Source organism: Longimonas sp. (assembly GCF_046498435.1).
GTDB lineage: Bacteria > Bacteroidota > Rhodothermia > Rhodothermales > Salinibacteraceae > Longimonas.
This window is the reverse complement of record NZ_JAWOAR010000318.1, coordinates 1-17,335: the sequence shown is the minus strand read 5'-3', so window position 1 is coordinate 17,335 and position 17,335 is coordinate 1. Positions and strand designations below refer to the sequence as shown.

Sequence of the window (17,335 nt, the reverse complement as noted above, 5' to 3'; positions counted from 1 at the left end):
GTATCCATTACGCAGAGCGTGCCCACGCGGAAGCCATCGGGCGAGGTGAGCGGCATACTCATGTAAAAGCGCAGGTGCGGTGGCCCGGCCACAAAGGGGTTGCCCTTGAACCGCGGATCGTGGCGCGCATCTTCAACGACCATCAGCCCGGGCGTGCGGATGGTGGTGTTGCAGAGCGCCTGGTCGAGCGGGGTCTCGTTCACATCGGTACCCACGCACGACTTGAACCACTGCCGCTCGGAATCGATGAAGTTGACCACGGCAATGGGCACATCGAGCGTGTGTGCGGCCAGATCGGTGATGCGGTCGAACGCCTCCTCGGGCGGCGTATCCATGATCTGGTAGCGGCGCAGGGCGGCCAGACGTTCACGCGACTGCGGGTGGCCGTAGCGCTTTTCGGCCGAGGCGGTGGAAAAGTTGTGCGATTCCGCTTTCATGATCAAACAGGCTTCGTCCCATGCGCCAACGGCTGCATGTGTCTCTATGGGGGGAAATGTATGCTGAGCTACAAAACCGCAACTCTGGAATACATAAGAGAGATTCAGAACAGCCTGCAACAAAATTGCCGGATAGGGAAACGTTACGTTTGCAAGCAGCCCGCTCTGTATCCGGCATGGTGGTCCCATCATACCCAATCCGGTTGCCCTGTTGTGGGATTGCTTCTCTGCACGACACTGGATGGACTTCGTCAGCCCGCCTTCGGCCTCGTGTAGGGATGGGCGGACGAATGGGCGGATGGATGGATGGATGGACGGTGTACTCTGCCATCCCTCCATACACCAACGACGCATACGGAACTGGTATTAGTGCAATGCAAGGGAACGGCGTGTGCAGTTATGCTGCATGCCGTGGCCACTCCACGACAAACGTGGTGCCCTCGCCTTTGGTCGTGTCTACACGGATCGTGCCTTCCATCAGATCTACAAGCCGTTTGGTGATGGTCAGCCCCAACCCATTGCCTTCATAGGTGCGCGCATCGCCGGTAGACTCTTGCTTGAAGGCATCAAACAGATGCGGCAGAAATGTCTCGTCGATACCAATACCGTTGTCTTGCACAGCTAACTGAAGGTGCTCGCTACTGGCGTGCAGGCGAACCTGTACTGTACTGTGCTCAGGGGAGAACTTCACCGCGTTGTCGATCAGATGCGTAACCACACGCTCAAAAGCCGTCTGGTCGAGGGTGACCGGCACGGGATCGGTGGGAGTCTCTACCTGGATGTGCACCTTAGCATCGTCGGCCCGGCGTTGCTGAATATGTACTGTTTCTTGCAGCACAGTCACCGCATCGATTTCGTTGGGATGCAACCGCATCGCCCCGGCCTCCAGCTGCGACAGATCGAGCACTGAGTTCAGGGTGTTCATCAGACGCTTTCCTGACTTATGGATAAGCGCAGTGCACTGCTGTGCGCGCTCGGGCAGGTCGATTGATTTTAGCATCTCCGAAAACCCAATGACGGATGTAAGTGGGGTTCGGATTTCATGGCTCATGTTTGCCAGGAAAGCTGTCTTCAAACGACTCATTTCTTCGGCTTCTTCCTTGGCCGCAACCAGCGCCTCGCTGGCCTCTTTCCGTTCCGTAACATCCTGAATCGCTCCCCCCACTTTTATGATGGTTCCGTCTTCATCTCGGTCAATTACACCGCCCACGGTGCGCACCCAGCGGGCGTTGCCCTGTGCTGTGGTAATGGGAAGCTCTAAATCATAGGTTTCCCCTGTACGCATGCACCGATCCAGAGCATCTTGGAGGCGCATGCGAGCCTCTTCAGGATAAAAGCTCAATGCTTCATGCGTAGATATTGGCGTACCGGGCTCCATTTCGTGGATCCGGTATACTTTTTCAGTCCACGACAGCGTATTCGCTTCCACCTCCAGTTCCCACGCCCCCGCCAGGCGCTGCGTCTGCGACAGCAGGTTGTACTGCTGCCGAAGTGCTGTTTCGCGGCGGTTGCGCTCGGTCACATCTTGCTGCACCAACACCCAGTGCGTGCAGGTGCCTTCCTCATCGCAAACGGGTGCCATGTTCCAGCGCACCGTGTACGGAGTGCCATCTTTCCGGTAGTTGACAGTCTCGCCCTCGTACGGCTGCTCGCGCTCCAGGTGCGCACGCAGACCATCGAGCACCGCCCGGTCGGTTTTTGGGCCCTGTAGGATGCGCGGCGTCTTGCCTTCGACTTCATTAAACGCATACCCCGTCATCTTTTCGAATGCAGGGTTCGCATAAACAACAGGCGGTCCCGGCGCGTCAATTGGTTTGGCTTTGGTGATGAGAACCGCATCGTTGAGTTCCTCGACTGCTTTGGCCAACAGGGTTCGTTCCTGGGCAACAGCCTGCTGCTCGGTGATGTCGTGCAGATACACCGACAGCCCCTGCTCAAACGGATGCGCATGAACGCGGTACCAGCATTCTGCCTCTGGATCCTCATATACCGTTTGCACCGCCGTTTGCTCGCGCTGTGCACTGCGCAAAGTCGGCTCCAACGTCGCACGCTCTGCATCTGACAGAAGCTCCCATACGACCCGGCCCCGTAGCGCGTCAGGGGGTTCGCCCCAGTGCTCCGCCGCGTTGTCATTCGCATAGGTGATGCCCCACTGCGTATCTACCGTGTAGAACGCCTCCCCGATGGCCTGCAGCACCGCGTGCTTTTTGCGCTCGGCAGCCCGCTGCTCCAGTTCATCAACTACGACTTGAGCCAGACGGGCCAGCGTCTCCTCGTCGTGGGGCGTGGGATGCCGGGGCGTGCGGTCCATCACACAAAGGGTACCCAGGCGGTGCGTATCACCCGTAATGAGCGGTGCGCCCATGTAGAATCGCACATTGGGCTCATCCTCCACAAACGGGTTATCTGCAAACCGGTCGTCGGCACGCAGATCAGGGACGGTGAGGACCTCCGGCGTCTGAATCGTGGTGGTGCAGATAGAGATGTCGAGGCTTGTGCCCTCTGCATCGACCCCAACACACGACTTGAACCACTGCCGCTCGGCCCCAATCAGGTTGATGATCGCAATAGGCATGTCTAACACATGCGATGCCAGCTCGGTAATGCGATCAAAGGATGCTTCAGACGCTGTATCCCACACATGATAGTGGCGCAACGCCATGAGCCGCTCCGTGTTGGGCGGCGCGTCGGGCGGACCGTTGGCAGCTCTGTTCGATGGAACAGGATCAGTCATGCAAGCAGATGAGCAAGTCAAGGGAAACAGCCGTCTGTAACAATAAAGATCGGAAATTTTGGCTACAGAACCAAGCAGCACGGTTGTTGCCTGGAGGACGTGCGCTCGATCCTTCCCAATCAGATACAGATATAAGTCTTTGCAATTATATTTTACATTTTAAACTTCAAAATGTTTGTGTAACATGACTGTCACGCATGAGGGCGCTCTTTCACTGAGGAAGCCCCTATTCCTTATGAGTGTGCATAGAACATGCCAGAATTGTATTTCTTTGTTTCTCTCTTGAACGCGGCTTTCTGAAGCTGCGTATCTATTGATCACGGTTCGCTTCTGCCGAATCCCTTATTTACCTTCTGCTGCATGGCTGCTGATTCTTCGCCCCCTTCTTCGTCCTCTTCAGCGCTTCCTGCTCGACTATGGACGACCGTCCGCCGCATCCTTCGGCTGGCCTGGCCCTACCGCTGGCGGCTCGGTGGGGCGGTGCTGGCTACTGCTCTGGGCGCAATGGTCGCGCTGGTGGTGCCGCTGGGGCTGCGGGAGCTGCTGAATGCGGTCTTTGAAACGGCCAACCGCGCCCTGCTCGACCGCCTCACGCTGGGACTGCTGGTGCTGTTTGTCCTGCAAGCGCTGTTCAGCTTCCTGGGGCGGTATGGACTGGAATGGACCGGCGAGCGTGTGGTCACGGATCTGCGCAAGCAACTCTACGCCCATTTGCATGGGCAGTCGCTCCGCTTCTTTGCCAATCGCCGCACGGGCGACCTTACCTCGCGTCTCACCAACGATGTAAGCTCGGTGCGCGACGCCGTCACGCAGGCCCTTGCGGAGTCGTTCACGCAGGTTATCTCGCTGGTTGGCTCAGTTGCCCTCATGATCGTGCTGAACTGGCGCCTGAGCCTCATTATCTTCGTCGTGGTGCCGGTTGTAACCGCCGCTGCGATCGGATTTGGGCGGTGGATTCGCCGCCTGGCGCGTACGCTCCAGGATGAACTTGCTGACACTACCGCCATCGCCGAGGAGTCGATTGCAGGCATCCGCACGGTGAAGGGCTTCGCGCGTAGTGCCTACGAAACAAGCCGCTACCATGAGGCCGTGGAGCGCCTTTTCGACACAGCGCACCGCAAGGTGTGGGCCTCGGCGCTGTTCTCGGCCTCGGTCGGATTTCTGTTCTTCGGTGCGCTCGTGGCCATCTTCTGGTACGGCGGCACCGAGGTGCTGGCCGGACGCCTGACGACCGGCGACCTGGTAGCGTTTATCTTCTATGCGTTCAACATTGCCCGCAGCGTGGGCGGTCTCTCGCGCCTCTACAGCACGCTCAACAGCGCTGCCGGCGCCTCTGAGCGCATCTTCCAACTGCTCGACGAACCCGCTACCGACACCGATCCGAGCGGCATGGCTGCGCTTCCCCCGATTAACGGAGCGGTCGCGTTCGACCACGTCACGTTTGCCTACGAACCCGGCACGCCCGTACTGCACGATCTGTCGTTCGCTGTGCCATCCGGGCAAACCGTAGCGCTTGTGGGCCCCAGCGGCGCGGGCAAAACCACACTCATGAGCCTCATCCCGCGCTTCTACGACCCGCAGTCCGGCTGCATTCGGGTGGATGCGACAGATATTCGCTCCGTGACGCGGCAGAGCCTGCGCGAGCAGCTGGCGGTGGTCTCGCAAGATGTGCATCTCTTTAACGACACCATTCGCGCCAACATCAGCTACGGCAACCTCAACGCGTCGGATGCGGCGATCGAAGACGCCGCCCGTGCCGCCAATGCCCACGGGTTCATCGTGGCCCTCGATGCCGGATACGACGCCTCTGTGGGCGAGCGCGGGGTGAAGCTGAGCGGTGGACAACGACAGCGCATTGCCATTGCACGGGCGCTGCTGCGCGATGCACGCATCCTGCTGCTCGACGAAGCGACATCGGCGCTCGATGCGGAGTCGGAAGCCGAGGTGCAGGATGCCCTTACGCGGCTTATGGAATCGCGCACCACCTTCGTAATTGCGCACCGTCTGGCCACCGTACAAGACGCCGACCGCATTCTGGTGCTTGACGACGGCCGCCTGGTGCAAGACGGCACACACGAGGAATTGCGCACCCAGCCGGGCCTCTACCAGCGCCTGGCCGACTTGCAGTTTCGTGAAGGCTCCGAAGCCTCCCCATCCCCCTGAACGCGTTTAGAGCCGGAGTGCGGGCCAGCGCTACTCCTCCAGCGCCTCGCGAAGTGTGTAAGCGTTTCGTCGCATGAGCGCCATGTAGGTATCAGTATCCGATCCGGCCAGCGGATCCAGGGCCACCATGGGCAGCCCGGCCCCCTCGGCCACTGCCTGCCCAGCCGTTGCCGGGAGCTGGCGCTGATACACCATGGCGCGCACATGGTCCGCCTGCGCACGCTGCGTAAGCTGGTGGATGCGCTGCGCCGACGGCTCGTGGGCCGGGCTGGTCTCAACCACAGCAACCTGCGACAGTCCATAGCGGCGTACAAAATAGTGCAGAAACGGCTGCGACGCCATAAACGCCCGGTCGCGCACCGGGGCCAGCACCGTTTCCAACTCGTCGTGCAATGCCTGGAGCGAATCGGTAAGGGCCTGGGCATTCGTCTGGTAGGTGTCGCACCCCTCCGGATCGGCGGTGCACAGCGTATCGGCAAGGGCAGGCACCAGGGCACGCACAGCTACAGGATCGAGCCAGAAATGCGGGTCGGTGGTGCCTGCGCCGTGGTCATGGGCGCCTTCATCTGTAACCGCTCCAGGCGATTCCTCGGCAGGCTCTTCTTCATCCGGAAAGGAATGAACATGCGACTCGGGCACCAGGTCGAGGAGCGCGTATGCACGCGGCGCGTCCATCTGCGCGGCCCAGCCATCGAGCACATCAGCGCCATACAACAACGCATGGCTCTCTCGAACGTCGCGCACCATCGACGGGCGCGGTTCGAACGTGTGGGGCGAGTCGCCTGCGCGTAGCACGGTGCGCGTGGTGGCTCGGTCTTCAACAACCGGTTCCACAATGGACGCCAGGACGGGCAGCGTTACCACGTAGTGGGGCTGTGCAGATGCGCTCAATGCCGCCGAATCCGGCTCGCTCTCGCATCCCCCCGCGAGCCCTATCATCCACACGCTTGCTACAACATATGCGATCCACCGAGTGCGTGTCATGCAAAATGGGGTCTGGTGTGCACTCTTACGAAACGCGAACGAGGGACCCAAAGCGAGCCCTCGGCATCAACTCCGCCACAGCTACATACCGCGTGTGTATAATGTTGACATCCATGCATGAACCCTTGCCCAAGAAGCCGCTCGGTGCTACCATGGAGCTCATTGCCTGCCAGCGCGCCTACTCGTAGAGACGAGTTTGAAAGGTCCGCTCGGCATCGTCGGGGGCCGCTACGACCTTAAAGTGCACGCGACCGAGGGTGCGCCCGCCCGCGGTTTCCACATCGACGCGCCACTCGCCCGGTGTGATGTTGCTTTTAACCGTATAGCCGCGGTATCCCTCTAAGCGTCCTCCTTGCACCGTATAGGGGATACGGTCGGTCGTCCTCCAGGTGGGGTCGTCCTCGTCAGACGAGCGGCGCTGCCAGCGGTGCACCACGCTGGTCTGTAGTGCAGTCGGCGCAAAGATGGCAGCAAAGAAGTACACGTTGTCGCCATTGACATAGGTAAAGGGCGTGCTGCTACGGCGCCAGAAGCGCGTCCACGGCGGTGTTTCGTAGGTTAGTTCGTAGCCGTCGGGAGTTACCTCTACGTTGTGATAGACGTTGCCCGCCTGCATGGAGAGGGGCACAGGCGGAATCCAGTTCTGCACGTATGCGATATTCATGACGGCGAAGAGCGCGCCCATCACGGCAAATACACGCACGAGCTGGGCTGTAGAGGCGAACACGCCCCACCGGTCTAACAGCAGCACGAGCCCGCCAACCAGCGCCAGGCTCAGCAACCCACCTGCCACGAAGAGCGCATGGCCCATGCTGCCTACGATGATCGGCAGGAAGAACGTAAAGAAGCAGAACGTGGCCAGGAAGTAGAGCCCCAGCATGAGAGGGAGGTTGATTGACTCGCGCCAGACAAACTCGTTGGCGACCAGCACAGCCACCAGAATCACCAAGAACACGGCTGAGGCGGTGAGTGAGGCGCTTCGGGTAAAGTAGACCACGTAGGCGCTGAACAGCCCGCCCAGGAAGAACTGGACCCCCGAAATTGAGAAGGGCTCAATGGTCTTAAGCAGCGGCTGTGCAGGCAGTCGGTGCACGATGCGGAGGGCCGCCAGCACAATGCATCCCCCCAACAGCACCAGGTAGCCCCCCAGGATAAGGTTATCGATGGCATGGTCGATACGGCGCAGCGTGAGCACATCCCAGAGCACGCCCCCCCCAAAGAACACGACGGGGGCAATGTCGGCGTACCGCGTGTAGAGGCGGCGCATCCACCGGTAGTAGCGGTTGCGTTCCAGGCGTGTTGCCCACTTGGCCCAAGGCCAGGCGGCAGAAGATGGGGCATTCATGCGAAAACAGGCCAAAGCGATGTGGCAGTACGCGATGCGGCAGTACGCGATGCGGCAGTACGCGATGCGGCAGTACGTGCAGCAATACGTGCAGCAATACGTGCAGCAATACGTTATGCTGCGGTGTAGTGACGCAGCAGATCTTTGGTCGTGATGATGCCCACCAGTTTCCCCGCTTTCACGACAGGAAGCGCCGAGATCGCTCCATGCAACAGAATGGACGCGGCCTCTTTCCCTGGTGTATCGGGGGTTACGGTGCGTGGCGTTTTGTTCATGAGCTTGCGCGCGGGTTGAGCCAGCGTGCGCACGTCGCGCTGTGTTTCAGCGTTGGTGTTCAGAAACGGACTCAAGGCTTTGAGCACATCGCGGTTGGAGAGCACCCCCGCGAGTTCGCCGTCGTCATCAACCACAACGAGATGGCGAAAGCCGTGCTGTTTGAGCAAGTTTTGCACGTCGAGAAGCGGCGTGTCGGGGTGTACGCTGACCACGTCGCGCGTCATGAGAGCAGATACAGATTCCATAAGCCTGTACAGGGATTAAGCGATCAGAAATACGAGCGGAAGAGCAGTACGCTCAACCTATGCATTACAAAAATGGCAAATTCATGTGTCGTGGGACTTTCGTCTGAATTTGTGTGAGGTTCGGAGTCTGCCTGGTATAAATACAGATCAATCAAGCAGGTATCCAAAAGGCAATAATGGGCCCGCCCAGCGCTACGATGAGCAGCACGGCAACGGCTCCAATGAGCAACCCCGGCTGCACGAAGTCTTTTGTATCGCACACGCCACTGGCATAGGCAATGGCATTGGGCGGTGTGCTTACAGGCAGCGCCATCGACACAGAGGCGGCCAATGCAATGCTTACCGCCACATGCACCGGGCTCAGGGCCCCTACAGATCCGGTCGCCAGCGCGACCCCGACCGGCACAAGCAGGTTGGCGGCAGCAGTGTTCGACATGAGCGTGCTAATGAGTACGGTAGCAAGGGCCAGCGCCCCAATCACAAACGGCCCGCGTCCAGGTACCACACCGATAAGCACCTCATCGAGGCCGGTCTGCTGCATGCCCACGCCGAGCGCAATGCCGCCCGCAATAAGAAAGAGGATATTCCACTCCAGACTATCGAAGTCGGCTTGTGTAAGCACGCCCGTAGTAGTAAACGCAACGACCGGAAGCAACGCCACCACCGCAGTAGGCAGTCCGTGCAGGCTGTCGGTGCACCAGAGCACAATGGTTATGCCCATCACGCCAAGCACGAACAGTCCGCGCAAGCCCAGTTCACGGTCGGATGTGGGCATATCGACGTGGTCTTGGCGAGGCGGATACATCCAGTACAGCACAGCCCACGAAAGCAGCAGCAAGCCTGTAGCCAGCGGCACCGCCACCAGCATCCATTCTAAGAACGAGATCGAGTAGCCTGCACTGTTCAAAAAGCCAACCGCCACAGCATTTGGCGGCGAGGAGATGGGCGTGCTCATCCCACCGATGTTAGCGGCAAAGGGCACCGCCAGCACCAACCCCACACGCAGCGGGTCGGACGTGTCGACGTTGGCGATCATGGGCATTACGAGGGTGATCATCATAGCGGTGGCAGCGGTGTTGCTCATCCACATCGAAAAGAGCGCGGTGATGAGCATGAGTCCCATCATAACTTGACGAGGCTGCGTGCCAAAGCTGCCCAGGATAAGCCGCGCTAACGTACGGTCCACATTCTCCTTGACGGCTGCACGCGCCATGATGAACCCGCCCAGAAAGAGCACGATAATGGGATCGGCCAGCGGCGCGAGAAACACTTCATAAGAAGGCGAAGCACCGTCTGTGAACCCAATCCCCGGCCAACTGCCCGGATTGGCCAGCAGAATGATTTCGAGGCCGATGATGAGCAGCCCAGTGGCAAAAAGCGGAAGCGCTTCAGTCGCCCAGAGCAGCGCAGCAGCGGCAAAAATGCCAGCCATGAGCGCCGTTTCGCGCGGAAGTACCGGATCTGTGGCCACCACAACGGCCACCGCAGCCAGTAGCGCCCCCAGTGCAATGAGCACGTTCATCGAGCGCAGCGGAGGCGGCACATGCTGCGGTACATGCCGGATGGTACGCCGCGTGCGGTGCCACGCAATCTCGGCTCGCACCGAAGACCGGGTCCAGAGTCGGCGCAGCCGTGCCTCGGTGGCGTGCAGCAGCGCTTCGGCATCGAGCCGAACCCGCGATTCGTGATCGAATATATGATTAGCTCCGTTCTTGGATTTCTGCCTGTCTTTAGAATCGTGCTCGGGATCATGCGTACCGCCGGAATCTGTCGTGGACGCCGAATCGGGCTTATCAGGAGCAGTTGGCATGGACATGTCGAGACATTGTAGTCTACGATGAGCTACGTCTGTTGGGATGCGGGATGGACGCATGCTGCGGGTAAGCAGACCGGGCCCGTTCGGTGAGCCCCTCGGGGGGGTGTTCATGTAGCGCTGTGTTCTGCTTGCGGAGGGTCATCGGGAAACAGTCCCTCGGTGCAGCACCCGTCGCATGTAACCCGTGCCTGCCCACAGCTACGTCCGTAAAAGGGTTATGCCCTGTAGACGTCTGATATAGGCGTCTGATACAAACTGTTAGCATGAAGAAGGCAGAGAGCCCCGCTGTGTGGATCGCGCTGTGTGGATCGCGCTGTGTGGATCGCGCTGTGTGGATCGCGGATCGTTAGAGAACCTCCGCAAACGAGCGTGCTGTGATTACGGGCCCCACAGCCTGGCGGAGAACCGACTCGGCGACGCTGCCCAGCACCATACGCTCCATACCGGTGCGGCCTTCGGTCGCCATCACCACGACATCGCTCGGGCTGGATGCTACTTCGCGAATGGCTGCGGCAGGCGCACTCGTGTGAACCTGCACATCGCACGAGGGCGGGTTACCCAAGTCGGCAGTAGCCTGCTCGACCCACTCGTTCAGCGCACGATGCACGCGATCCTTGAGGGCCTCGCTCCCTGAGCTTTTTGTCTTTTCGCCGACCTCAATGCCGTATATCAGCGGCGCTGATGGCTCTTCGATAGCGTGCACGATGGTTGCATCTGCATTCACCTGCTGTGCCAAATGCAGCCCGTACGCCAGCGCTGGTCGCGAGGGGGCGGAGAAATCGACCGGAATGACCACGCGCTCGGGCACGGTGGGAGGCTTGCCCTCGTCGGTCGCGCGCACGGTGCACACCGGACACGGCGCGGTACGTACGACTTCTTCGGCCACACTGCCCAGCATGGCTCGGCGCACGCCTCGGCGCCCTGTGGTGCCCATCATGATCAGATCGATTTCGGCGCGTTCGGCATAGCGCACAATGGCCGGCCCGGCGGCCTCACCGCGCTGCACGTCATGTTTAACTGACACACTGCCGGGGTCGTAGCCCGACTGCGCCATGTCGCTGTGGGTGCGGTCTTTCAATTGCTCGCGCAGCCGCTCCAGCGGACCCGAACGCTGTTCAGCCGGCTCGAACGGGTTGTCGTTCGTCACCTGAATCGCCAGAAGATGCACCGTTGAACCGATGGGACGCGCCCATGCAAAAGCGGCATGCAGAGCGCGGTCGGAGGAGGTCGAGAAGTCGCGCGCAACAAGAAGATCGTTGATCATAACAGCCCAAAGCAGGTCAGCCAGAAGGTATACGAGTTGCCGTAGCGTCTGTCCGGCATCGATTTGCATCGGCCGTGAAGACACTATGCACGGTAAACATACACATCGGCGCGCACGGTGTCCAGCCTGTAGCCTCCGATCTTTGCCTTCAGGCGAATCGGGGCATAGCGCGTGCGGGATTTCCCTACAGGGCGGCTCGGTGGTCGAGGGATGCGCCTGCCAGAGAACGAGTTAGCTTGTGTAGCAGTGGGAAATGTGGTCACCTTCCTGATAAAAACCTTTCCTGCGGCAAGCTGTGCCCCTACCGCTGCTCGGGCTTCTGTGCCACGACCAGCACGCCGGTGCCAGTGTCATTGTCGTGCCCCACATCGCGGGCGTTGAGCCACAGGCCCACCGGCAGCACCATCAGGTAGTAGAGCGGCAAGAGGAGCAGCGCCGCCCAGGTGGCGGCCAGCATCTGCATGGGCCGCTTGATGAGCCAGCGCCACGCCGTGGAGCCGTACGGACCATACGTGTACGTCTGCTCCACCGGGGTAAGTCCGGCACGCTGCAGCTTCTCGCACAGCGCCTGCATGTTGTATCCATCGCGCACATGCTCGCCGATAAAGCTGTCGTCGGTGTCGGCTTGTACGTCGGAGCCGCCCTGATCCGAGGGGGTGTTGATGACGACGTATCCGCCCGGACGCAACACGCGCTCGAAGTGCTGAAACACGCCCTCGTCGTCTTTGATGTGCTCCATCACATCTACCGACAGGATGAGGTCGTACGGTCCGCTCACCTGCAGGTCGGTCAGGTCGTCCTGGATCCAGCTGATCTGCGGCCCGACCGAGGTCTGATCGGCAAAGTGCTGGGCGCGGCGCAGATAGTCGGGCTTGATGTCCACCGCATCCACGTGCACGTTCCGGAAGGCGCGCGCCATGAAATAGGCGTACTGCCCAAAGCCCGTGCCGGCATCGAGCACGCGCACCGGACGCGTTTCGGGGAACGAATCCAGCAGGCGGCGCACGGTGCGGCGCACGTACCAGGCGCGCAGAAAGAGCAGGTTCAGTACACCGTAAAACATACGTTGCAGCCACGGATGGCGGCTCATCCACTGGCCCAGGCGGTCTTTGATCGGGTCGTAATCCATGCAGAGGGAGGCGACGACAGACAATACGATAAAGAGGATACGCAGGGCCGAACGACGCGCATCGAGGTTTGTGCCAATTGGGGGCACGGGCAATCTGCTATGCCTCCCCAAGAAACGCCCCACGAGCCCTTCAAGGAACCAACGCGGATGCGCTTGATTCGCCCTGTTGCGTGTACTTGCTCTCTGCTCCCCCCTGTTTATGGATGTTACGTTGGACACAATACGCATTGAACTGGTGCAGGGCGACATTGCCAACCAGCCGGATGTGCAGGCCGTCGTCAATGCAGCTAACGCGCAATTGCGCTCAGGTGGCGGAGTGGCCGGGGCCATTCATCAGGCGGCAGGGCCCGAGCTCGCCGAAGCCTGCAAGCCGCTGGCGCCCATCCAGCCCGGCGAGGCGGTATGCACCGAGGCGTTCGACCTGCCCAACGACTACGTCATCCACGTGCTGGGCCCGGTGTACGGACGCGACGAGCCTGCCGCTGCGCTGTTGCGAGCCGGATACGAAAACGCACTCGACCTGGCCGAGGAGCACGAGATGTCCTCCCTTGCCTTTCCGGCGATTTCGACCGGGGCCTTCGGCTACCCGCTGCGTCCGGCTGCCCACGCGGCCCTCGGCACCCTGCTAACGAACGCGCCCATCCTGGATCACATCGAGCTGGTGCGGTTCGTCCTGTTTGATGCGAAGGCCATGTCGGTCTTCGAAGACATGCTCGCCGAGCTCCGCGACGATCCGCTCATGGGCTGACTCGCTCTTCACCCGCGTTGTCTTGATGCTTATGCCAGCTGCCGTCTCTGCTCACATCGCCCACGCACCGCTCCAACCCCGCGATGCCACGCTGCACGGCACGCTCTCATTGCCCGCGCTCTGCGCCCACTTGCAAGACGCCGCTGGCTCGCATGCGGATCAACTCGGCGTGTCGCAGACCGACCTGCTGGCGCACAACCAGTCGTGGGTGCTGGCGCGACTTCAGGTCGAACTCGACCGTCTGCCCACCTGGCGCGACACGCTCACCACTGAAACGTGGCCGTCGGGTCTCTCGGGGCCGTTTGCGCAGCGCGAGTTTCTGTTTCGGGTGGATGCGGAGGCCATTGGCCGAGCCACCAGCACCTGGGTCGTGTTCGACCAAACACGCCGCCGCCCGGCTCGTCCGCCGCAGGTGCTGTCCGAACTTACGTGGCCCGACCGCCCGCCTGCGCTCGACGCCGACATCCCCGAGGTCGAGGTGCCCGCGCAGGCCGACTACACGCGCCGCTTTCGTGTCCGCTTTCATGACCTGGACCTGAACCGCCACGTCAACAATGCGCGCTACGTGGCGTGGGCGCTGGAGACGCTGCCCATCGGCTGGCTGGATGCGCATGCCGCACGCGGCCTCACGCTGCACTTCAAGCATGAGACGACGGCGGATACGCCGGTGGCCGCATCAGCTACCGTGTTTGCTGGCGGGCCTGAACGGGCACCGGTTCGCGTGGTGCATCATCTCTACCACGCCAACGACGACACCACGCTCGCCTTGGCCGAAACGCGATGGGCTGCGCGGTAGGGGCCGCTTCGGCGAGGATGCACCGGAGACGTCTGCTGACCGAGCTATTCGCTATTTCCAGCGTGAAAACGGGACAGAGGGAGCCGAAGGTCATGCTGGTTGTGCTCCTAAAAGTGAGTAGTAGATAGAAGGTTAGTGATCGCTAAAGGCCTCATCCGCAGGTCATCCTTTCCCCCGACGACTGTCAGGGGAAAGGATCTCAACGCCGACCTCGCACGCTTGAAATCGCGCCCCGCACTGGAGCACCGCATCGCGCATCCCCAAAGCAGGGGCTCCGTCCGCGTGACCTGAGAATGCGTTGTGCTATACATCTGATCGCTGTTGAACATACCGAAATGCTTGTTTATGCCCTCACACCGTCATCCCAGACGGAGCGGAGCGACGATCTGGGATCCATGCCCCAATGGAGGGATACGTTAGCGGCGTGCGTTCGCCCTCAAACGGCGAATGGATTACTTCGTGCGTACCACAGGCATGACCTTCGGCCCTCGCTTCGCTCGGCTCCGGATCAGCGGCGCCAGGGGCGCCGTGCCTGTCCTGAACTCGATTCAGGATCTGGATGACGGGCGTTGGGGGGCTGTGCGACTTCTGAACCTATAGCACAACCCGTCCTGAGATGCTTCACTGCGTTCAGCATGACGATAGCGCCTACACGGGCCCATCCCGTATGCATCGTATCACGTAACGTCTGACTACTACCAGAAAGTGCGTCACAAGGCAGTGTGATACTGTGAGATTAATCACAGGAGCTGGCACCGACGGTCTCCTGTCGTACGTGTTTAGCGTCCTGTCCCCCGGGAACCTGTGCCGAATGCTATCGGCACTGGGAGCGCAATGGACGTCTTACGCGATGTTTAAAAGTTAGCGGGGCAGAGGAGCCCATCGCTCCCAGAAACCCGCTTGTGCGCGCGGCGGTTTACATCAATGCACATGTTCTCCTGCCGCATCCCCCTGTGCCATGCCGCGCTCGGTCTATCTCGACTACAACGCCACCACGCCGGTCGCCGACCGCGTATTCGACCGCATGAAGCCGTATTTTACCACCCACTACGGCAACGCCGCCAGCGGACACTCGCACGGCTGGCGCGCCGAAAGCGCAGTGGATGTGGCCCGCGAGCAGGTCGCCTCTTTGCTGGATACCGAGCCCGAGCGCCTCACCTTCACCAGCGGCGCCACCGAGGCGCTCAACATGGCCATCAAAGGCATCGCACGGCACAGCGCGGTGGACCGGCCGCACATCGTGACGGTAGCCACCGAGCACAAAGCCGTGCTTGAGTCGTGCCAGGCGCTGGAGCAGCAGGGCGCGGCCCGCGTCACCTACTGTCCGGTAGACGCAGCAGGCCGCCTCGCTCCCAACACACTGGCCGATGCGCTCACCGACGACACGGTGCTGGTAGCCGTGATGCACGCGAACAACGAAACCGGCGTGCGGCATCCCATCGCCGACTGCTACGACACGGTGCGCAACCACCGCGCGCTGTTCCTCACCGATGCCACGCAGGCACTGGGCAAAGTCCCGGTCGATGTGCAGCACGCCGACCTGCTCGTGGGCTCGGCGCACAAGCTGTATGGCCCCAAAGGCGTTGGCGTGCTATATCGACGAGCGGGGGTGCAGTGTCCCCGCTTCATTGATGGCGGCGGACAAGAGCGCGGGCTGCGCGGCGGCACGCTCAACGTACCGGCAGTGGTTGGTTTTGGGGCGGCTGCCGAACTCGCAGCCGAGCGCCAGCCAGAGGATGCGGAACGCTGGCGCACGATGCAGGCCACCTTCGAATCCGCCCTGCAAACGCGTTTCCCAGACATCCGTATTAACGGAGGCGAAGCCCAGCGGCTGCCGCAGACGACGAACGTCACATTGCCCGGCACCAACGCCAAACGGCTGGTTCAGGCTCTGCGCACGGTGTCGTGCGCTACCGGAAGTGCCTGTGCCAGCACCGACCCCAAACCCAGCCACGTGCTGCGCGCTATGGGCCACTCGCCCGCCGAAGCCCACGCCTCGCTCCGTTTCAGTGCCGGACGCGCCACGACCGAGGACGACCTGCTGTACGCCGTGGATGCACTGGAAGAAGCGCGTCCGCTGGCACGGGCGGCGCACCCGGCGTAGCTCAAAACACCTGCTTCTTGCGAACCAACCCCCGAATCCCTATGGATGACTTGACCGACAACCTGACCAACCGCGTTGCACAAAGCGAAATCACGGTCTACAACCTGGCCGACCTGTGGGACGATGCCCCGGTGACTGAACTCGACATTGAGCCGTTTCTGGTGCAGGGGCTCATGCTCAAGGAAGAGCCCTTCCGCAAGGCCGTCACGGACTACGACTTTAGTCAGCACGAGGACGAGCATGTGGCCATTCATTGCTCTACCGATGCCATCGTTCCTACATGGGGCTACATGCTGCTGGCCTCGAAGCTTGAAGGCGTGGCCCGATCGGTGGCGTTTGGCCATAGAAACGACCTGGTGCGCGACTACTACGTTCGCGCGCTGGAGGCCGAGGACTGGAGCCAGTACGCCGACAAGCCGGTCGTGATTAAGGGATGCGGCGGCGATACCGTGCCCGAGGTGGCATATCTGATTGCCACGCAAAAACTGCAAGGCGTAGCCCGCAAACTGATGTACGGCGAGCCGTGCTCCTCGGTACCCCTCTGGCGGCGTCCGAAGAAAGAAAAGAAGCCTGCAGGCACTGCGAAAGCCGTCTCCGCCGACCTGCCCACACCGGGGAAGTAGTGCTCTGTCACACGTCAACCTTTGGGTTACAACATGCCCCGTTTACATGATGTCATCTTGAGCGCAGCGGCTCCGCCAAGGAGACGCGGAGTCCTGACACGAGCGAAGCGACTGATGAACGCAGTGAATAAAGATCTCCCCTAAGGTTGGCAGGATCCCCTGTCCCGCCGTATCTTCTAAACGACCAAAAAATGGTTCGACTACGCTCACCATGACAGGCTTCGTGGGGGCTGATTGCAAGGCAACCATCCAAATGAGGGCTGACAGAGCAATTACGTTGGGTGCGAGATGCCCAGCCCCGCCTCCAGATGCGACAATTCTGCTCAAAACGGAGCGAACTGTTGTAGTTGGGGGCGTGCGTTTTGTACTATGAAATGCACATTCGCATCCACCCATCAAAGCATCGCGTTATGATACGCTGGCATGGACTCGACATCGAAGCCGAAGGCACCGGCATCTCGAAGCCGCTTAGTCGGCAGGTGAACTTGCTCGGGCACATGCTGGGTGAGGCGACCCGCACGCATGTAGTCCTCGCCGCATTTCGGGGCGCGCCCGCAGGCCCGCCCCGGTTCGGCCAGGTAGCCGCAGCGGCAAGGGTTCATCGCCGCGACCAGCAGCACCCGGCAGGGATAGCGGACATGGGCGTTGGCGCGCGAGACCACCGCCGTCCC

The 17,335-nt window shown here is 61.0% G+C and carries 13 protein-coding genes and 1 pseudogene; 5 read left to right on the top strand and 9 right to left on the bottom strand.

Translation table 11 applies throughout. The annotated features are described in order from the left end of the window. Together R6U20_RS12235 and R6U20_RS12230 are read right to left on the bottom strand one after the other, a co-directional pair. Nucleotides 1-437 (bottom strand): GAF domain-containing protein (locus tag R6U20_RS12235; RefSeq protein ID WP_410338135.1); only part of this gene is annotated, 437 nt, incomplete at its 3' end. 397 nt (nt 438-834) lie between these two features. After that, on the bottom strand, nt 835-3,171 hold the full coding sequence (locus R6U20_RS12230) for a PAS domain-containing protein (protein ID WP_410338134.1): 2,337 nt from the start codon (nt 3,169-3,171) through the stop codon (nt 835-837). 360 nt (nt 3,172-3,531) lie between these two features. On the opposite strand from R6U20_RS12230, the gene R6U20_RS12225 reads away from it, so the two are divergent. Further along, nucleotides 3,532-5,334 carry an ABC transporter ATP-binding protein gene (locus tag R6U20_RS12225; RefSeq protein WP_410338133.1) on the top strand — a complete coding sequence of 601 codons (1,803 nt, stop codon included), beginning with the start codon at nt 3,532-3,534 and terminating at the stop codon, nt 5,332-5,334. A gap of 30 nt (nt 5,335-5,364) precedes the next feature. On the opposite strand, the gene R6U20_RS12220 is transcribed toward R6U20_RS12225, so the two are convergent. From R6U20_RS12220 to R6U20_RS12195, 6 genes are all read right to left on the bottom strand, one after another. Continuing rightward, nucleotides 5,365-6,318 carry a metal ABC transporter substrate-binding protein gene (locus tag R6U20_RS12220; protein ID WP_410338132.1) on the bottom strand — a complete coding sequence of 318 codons (954 nt, stop codon included), beginning with the start codon at nt 6,316-6,318 and terminating at the stop codon, nt 5,365-5,367. A 178-nt stretch (nt 6,319-6,496) separates the two neighbouring features. Then, complete coding sequence (locus R6U20_RS12215; RefSeq protein WP_410338131.1) at nt 6,497-7,678, bottom strand: DUF2914 domain-containing protein; 1,182 nt, start codon at nt 7,676-7,678, stop codon at nt 6,497-6,499. A 98-nt stretch (nt 7,679-7,776) separates the two neighbouring features. Then, nucleotides 7,777-8,184, bottom strand: coding sequence for a CBS domain-containing protein (locus R6U20_RS12210; RefSeq protein WP_410338130.1), 408 nt, complete (start codon nt 8,182-8,184; stop codon nt 7,777-7,779). A gap of 151 nt (nt 8,185-8,335) precedes the next feature. Further along, the gene (locus R6U20_RS12205) at nt 8,336-9,994 is read right to left on the bottom strand and encodes an SLC13 family permease (protein ID WP_410338129.1); all 1,659 of its coding nucleotides are present in this window, start codon (nt 9,992-9,994) and stop codon (nt 8,336-8,338) included. 352 nt (nt 9,995-10,346) lie between these two features. After that, entirely contained in the window at nt 10,347-11,264 is a 918-nt protein-coding gene (locus tag R6U20_RS12200) for a universal stress protein (protein ID WP_410338128.1), read from the bottom strand. Nucleotides 11,265-11,565: 301 nt separating this feature from the next. Beyond that, on the bottom strand, nt 11,566-12,393 hold the full coding sequence (locus R6U20_RS12195; protein ID WP_410338127.1) for a class I SAM-dependent methyltransferase: 828 nt from the start codon (nt 12,391-12,393) through the stop codon (nt 11,566-11,568). Between the two features lie 199 nt (nt 12,394-12,592). On the opposite strand from R6U20_RS12195, the gene R6U20_RS12190 reads away from it, so the two are divergent. The 4 genes from R6U20_RS12190 (at nt 12,593) to R6U20_RS12175 (ending at nt 16,664) form a co-directional block, all read left to right on the top strand. Then, nucleotides 12,593-13,141, top strand: a complete 549-nt coding sequence (locus tag R6U20_RS12190) for a macro domain-containing protein (protein WP_410338126.1) — start codon at nt 12,593-12,595, stop codon at nt 13,139-13,141. A 31-nt stretch (nt 13,142-13,172) separates the two neighbouring features. Further along, complete coding sequence (locus tag R6U20_RS12185) at nt 13,173-13,937, top strand: acyl-[acyl-carrier-protein] thioesterase (RefSeq protein WP_410338125.1); 765 nt, start codon at nt 13,173-13,175, stop codon at nt 13,935-13,937. 958 nt (nt 13,938-14,895) lie between these two features. Further along, nucleotides 14,896-16,041, top strand: coding sequence for a cysteine desulfurase family protein (locus tag R6U20_RS12180; protein WP_410338124.1), 1,146 nt, complete (start codon nt 14,896-14,898; stop codon nt 16,039-16,041). 41 nt (nt 16,042-16,082) lie between these two features. Further along, complete coding sequence (locus tag R6U20_RS12175; protein WP_410338123.1) at nt 16,083-16,664, top strand: DUF2480 family protein; 582 nt, start codon at nt 16,083-16,085, stop codon at nt 16,662-16,664. Between the two features lie 503 nt (nt 16,665-17,167). Here R6U20_RS12175 and R6U20_RS12170 read toward each other — a convergent pair. Continuing rightward, nucleotides 17,168-17,335: pseudogene (locus R6U20_RS12170) on the bottom strand (ATP-binding protein); the annotation flags it as partial.

Excerpts from the sequence above, each read along its gene's own strand:
- R6U20_RS12230 (WP_410338134.1), bottom strand. The coding sequence starts at position 3,171 with ATGACTGATCCTGTTCCATCGAACAGAGCTGCCAACGGTCCGCCCGAC.
- R6U20_RS12225 (WP_410338133.1), top strand. The coding sequence starts at position 3,532 with ATGGCTGCTGATTCTTCGCCCCCTTCTTCGTCCTCTTCAGCGCTTCCT.
- R6U20_RS12220 (WP_410338132.1), bottom strand. The coding sequence starts at position 6,318 with ATGACACGCACTCGGTGGATCGCATATGTTGTAGCAAGCGTGTGGATG.
- R6U20_RS12210 (WP_410338130.1), bottom strand. The coding sequence starts at position 8,184 with ATGGAATCTGTATCTGCTCTCATGACGCGCGACGTGGTCAGCGTACAC.
- R6U20_RS12205 (WP_410338129.1), bottom strand. The coding sequence starts at position 9,994 with ATGCCAACTGCTCCTGATAAGCCCGATTCGGCGTCCACGACAGATTCC.
- R6U20_RS12200 (WP_410338128.1), bottom strand. The coding sequence starts at position 11,264 with ATGATCAACGATCTTCTTGTTGCGCGCGACTTCTCGACCTCCTCCGAC.
- R6U20_RS12195 (WP_410338127.1), bottom strand. The coding sequence starts at position 12,393 with ATGGATTACGACCCGATCAAAGACCGCCTGGGCCAGTGGATGAGCCGC.
- R6U20_RS12190 (WP_410338126.1), top strand. The coding sequence starts at position 12,593 with ATGGATGTTACGTTGGACACAATACGCATTGAACTGGTGCAGGGCGAC.
- R6U20_RS12185 (WP_410338125.1), top strand. The coding sequence starts at position 13,173 with ATGCCAGCTGCCGTCTCTGCTCACATCGCCCACGCACCGCTCCAACCC.
- R6U20_RS12180 (WP_410338124.1), top strand. The coding sequence starts at position 14,896 with ATGCCGCGCTCGGTCTATCTCGACTACAACGCCACCACGCCGGTCGCC.
- R6U20_RS12175 (WP_410338123.1), top strand. The coding sequence starts at position 16,083 with ATGGATGACTTGACCGACAACCTGACCAACCGCGTTGCACAAAGCGAA.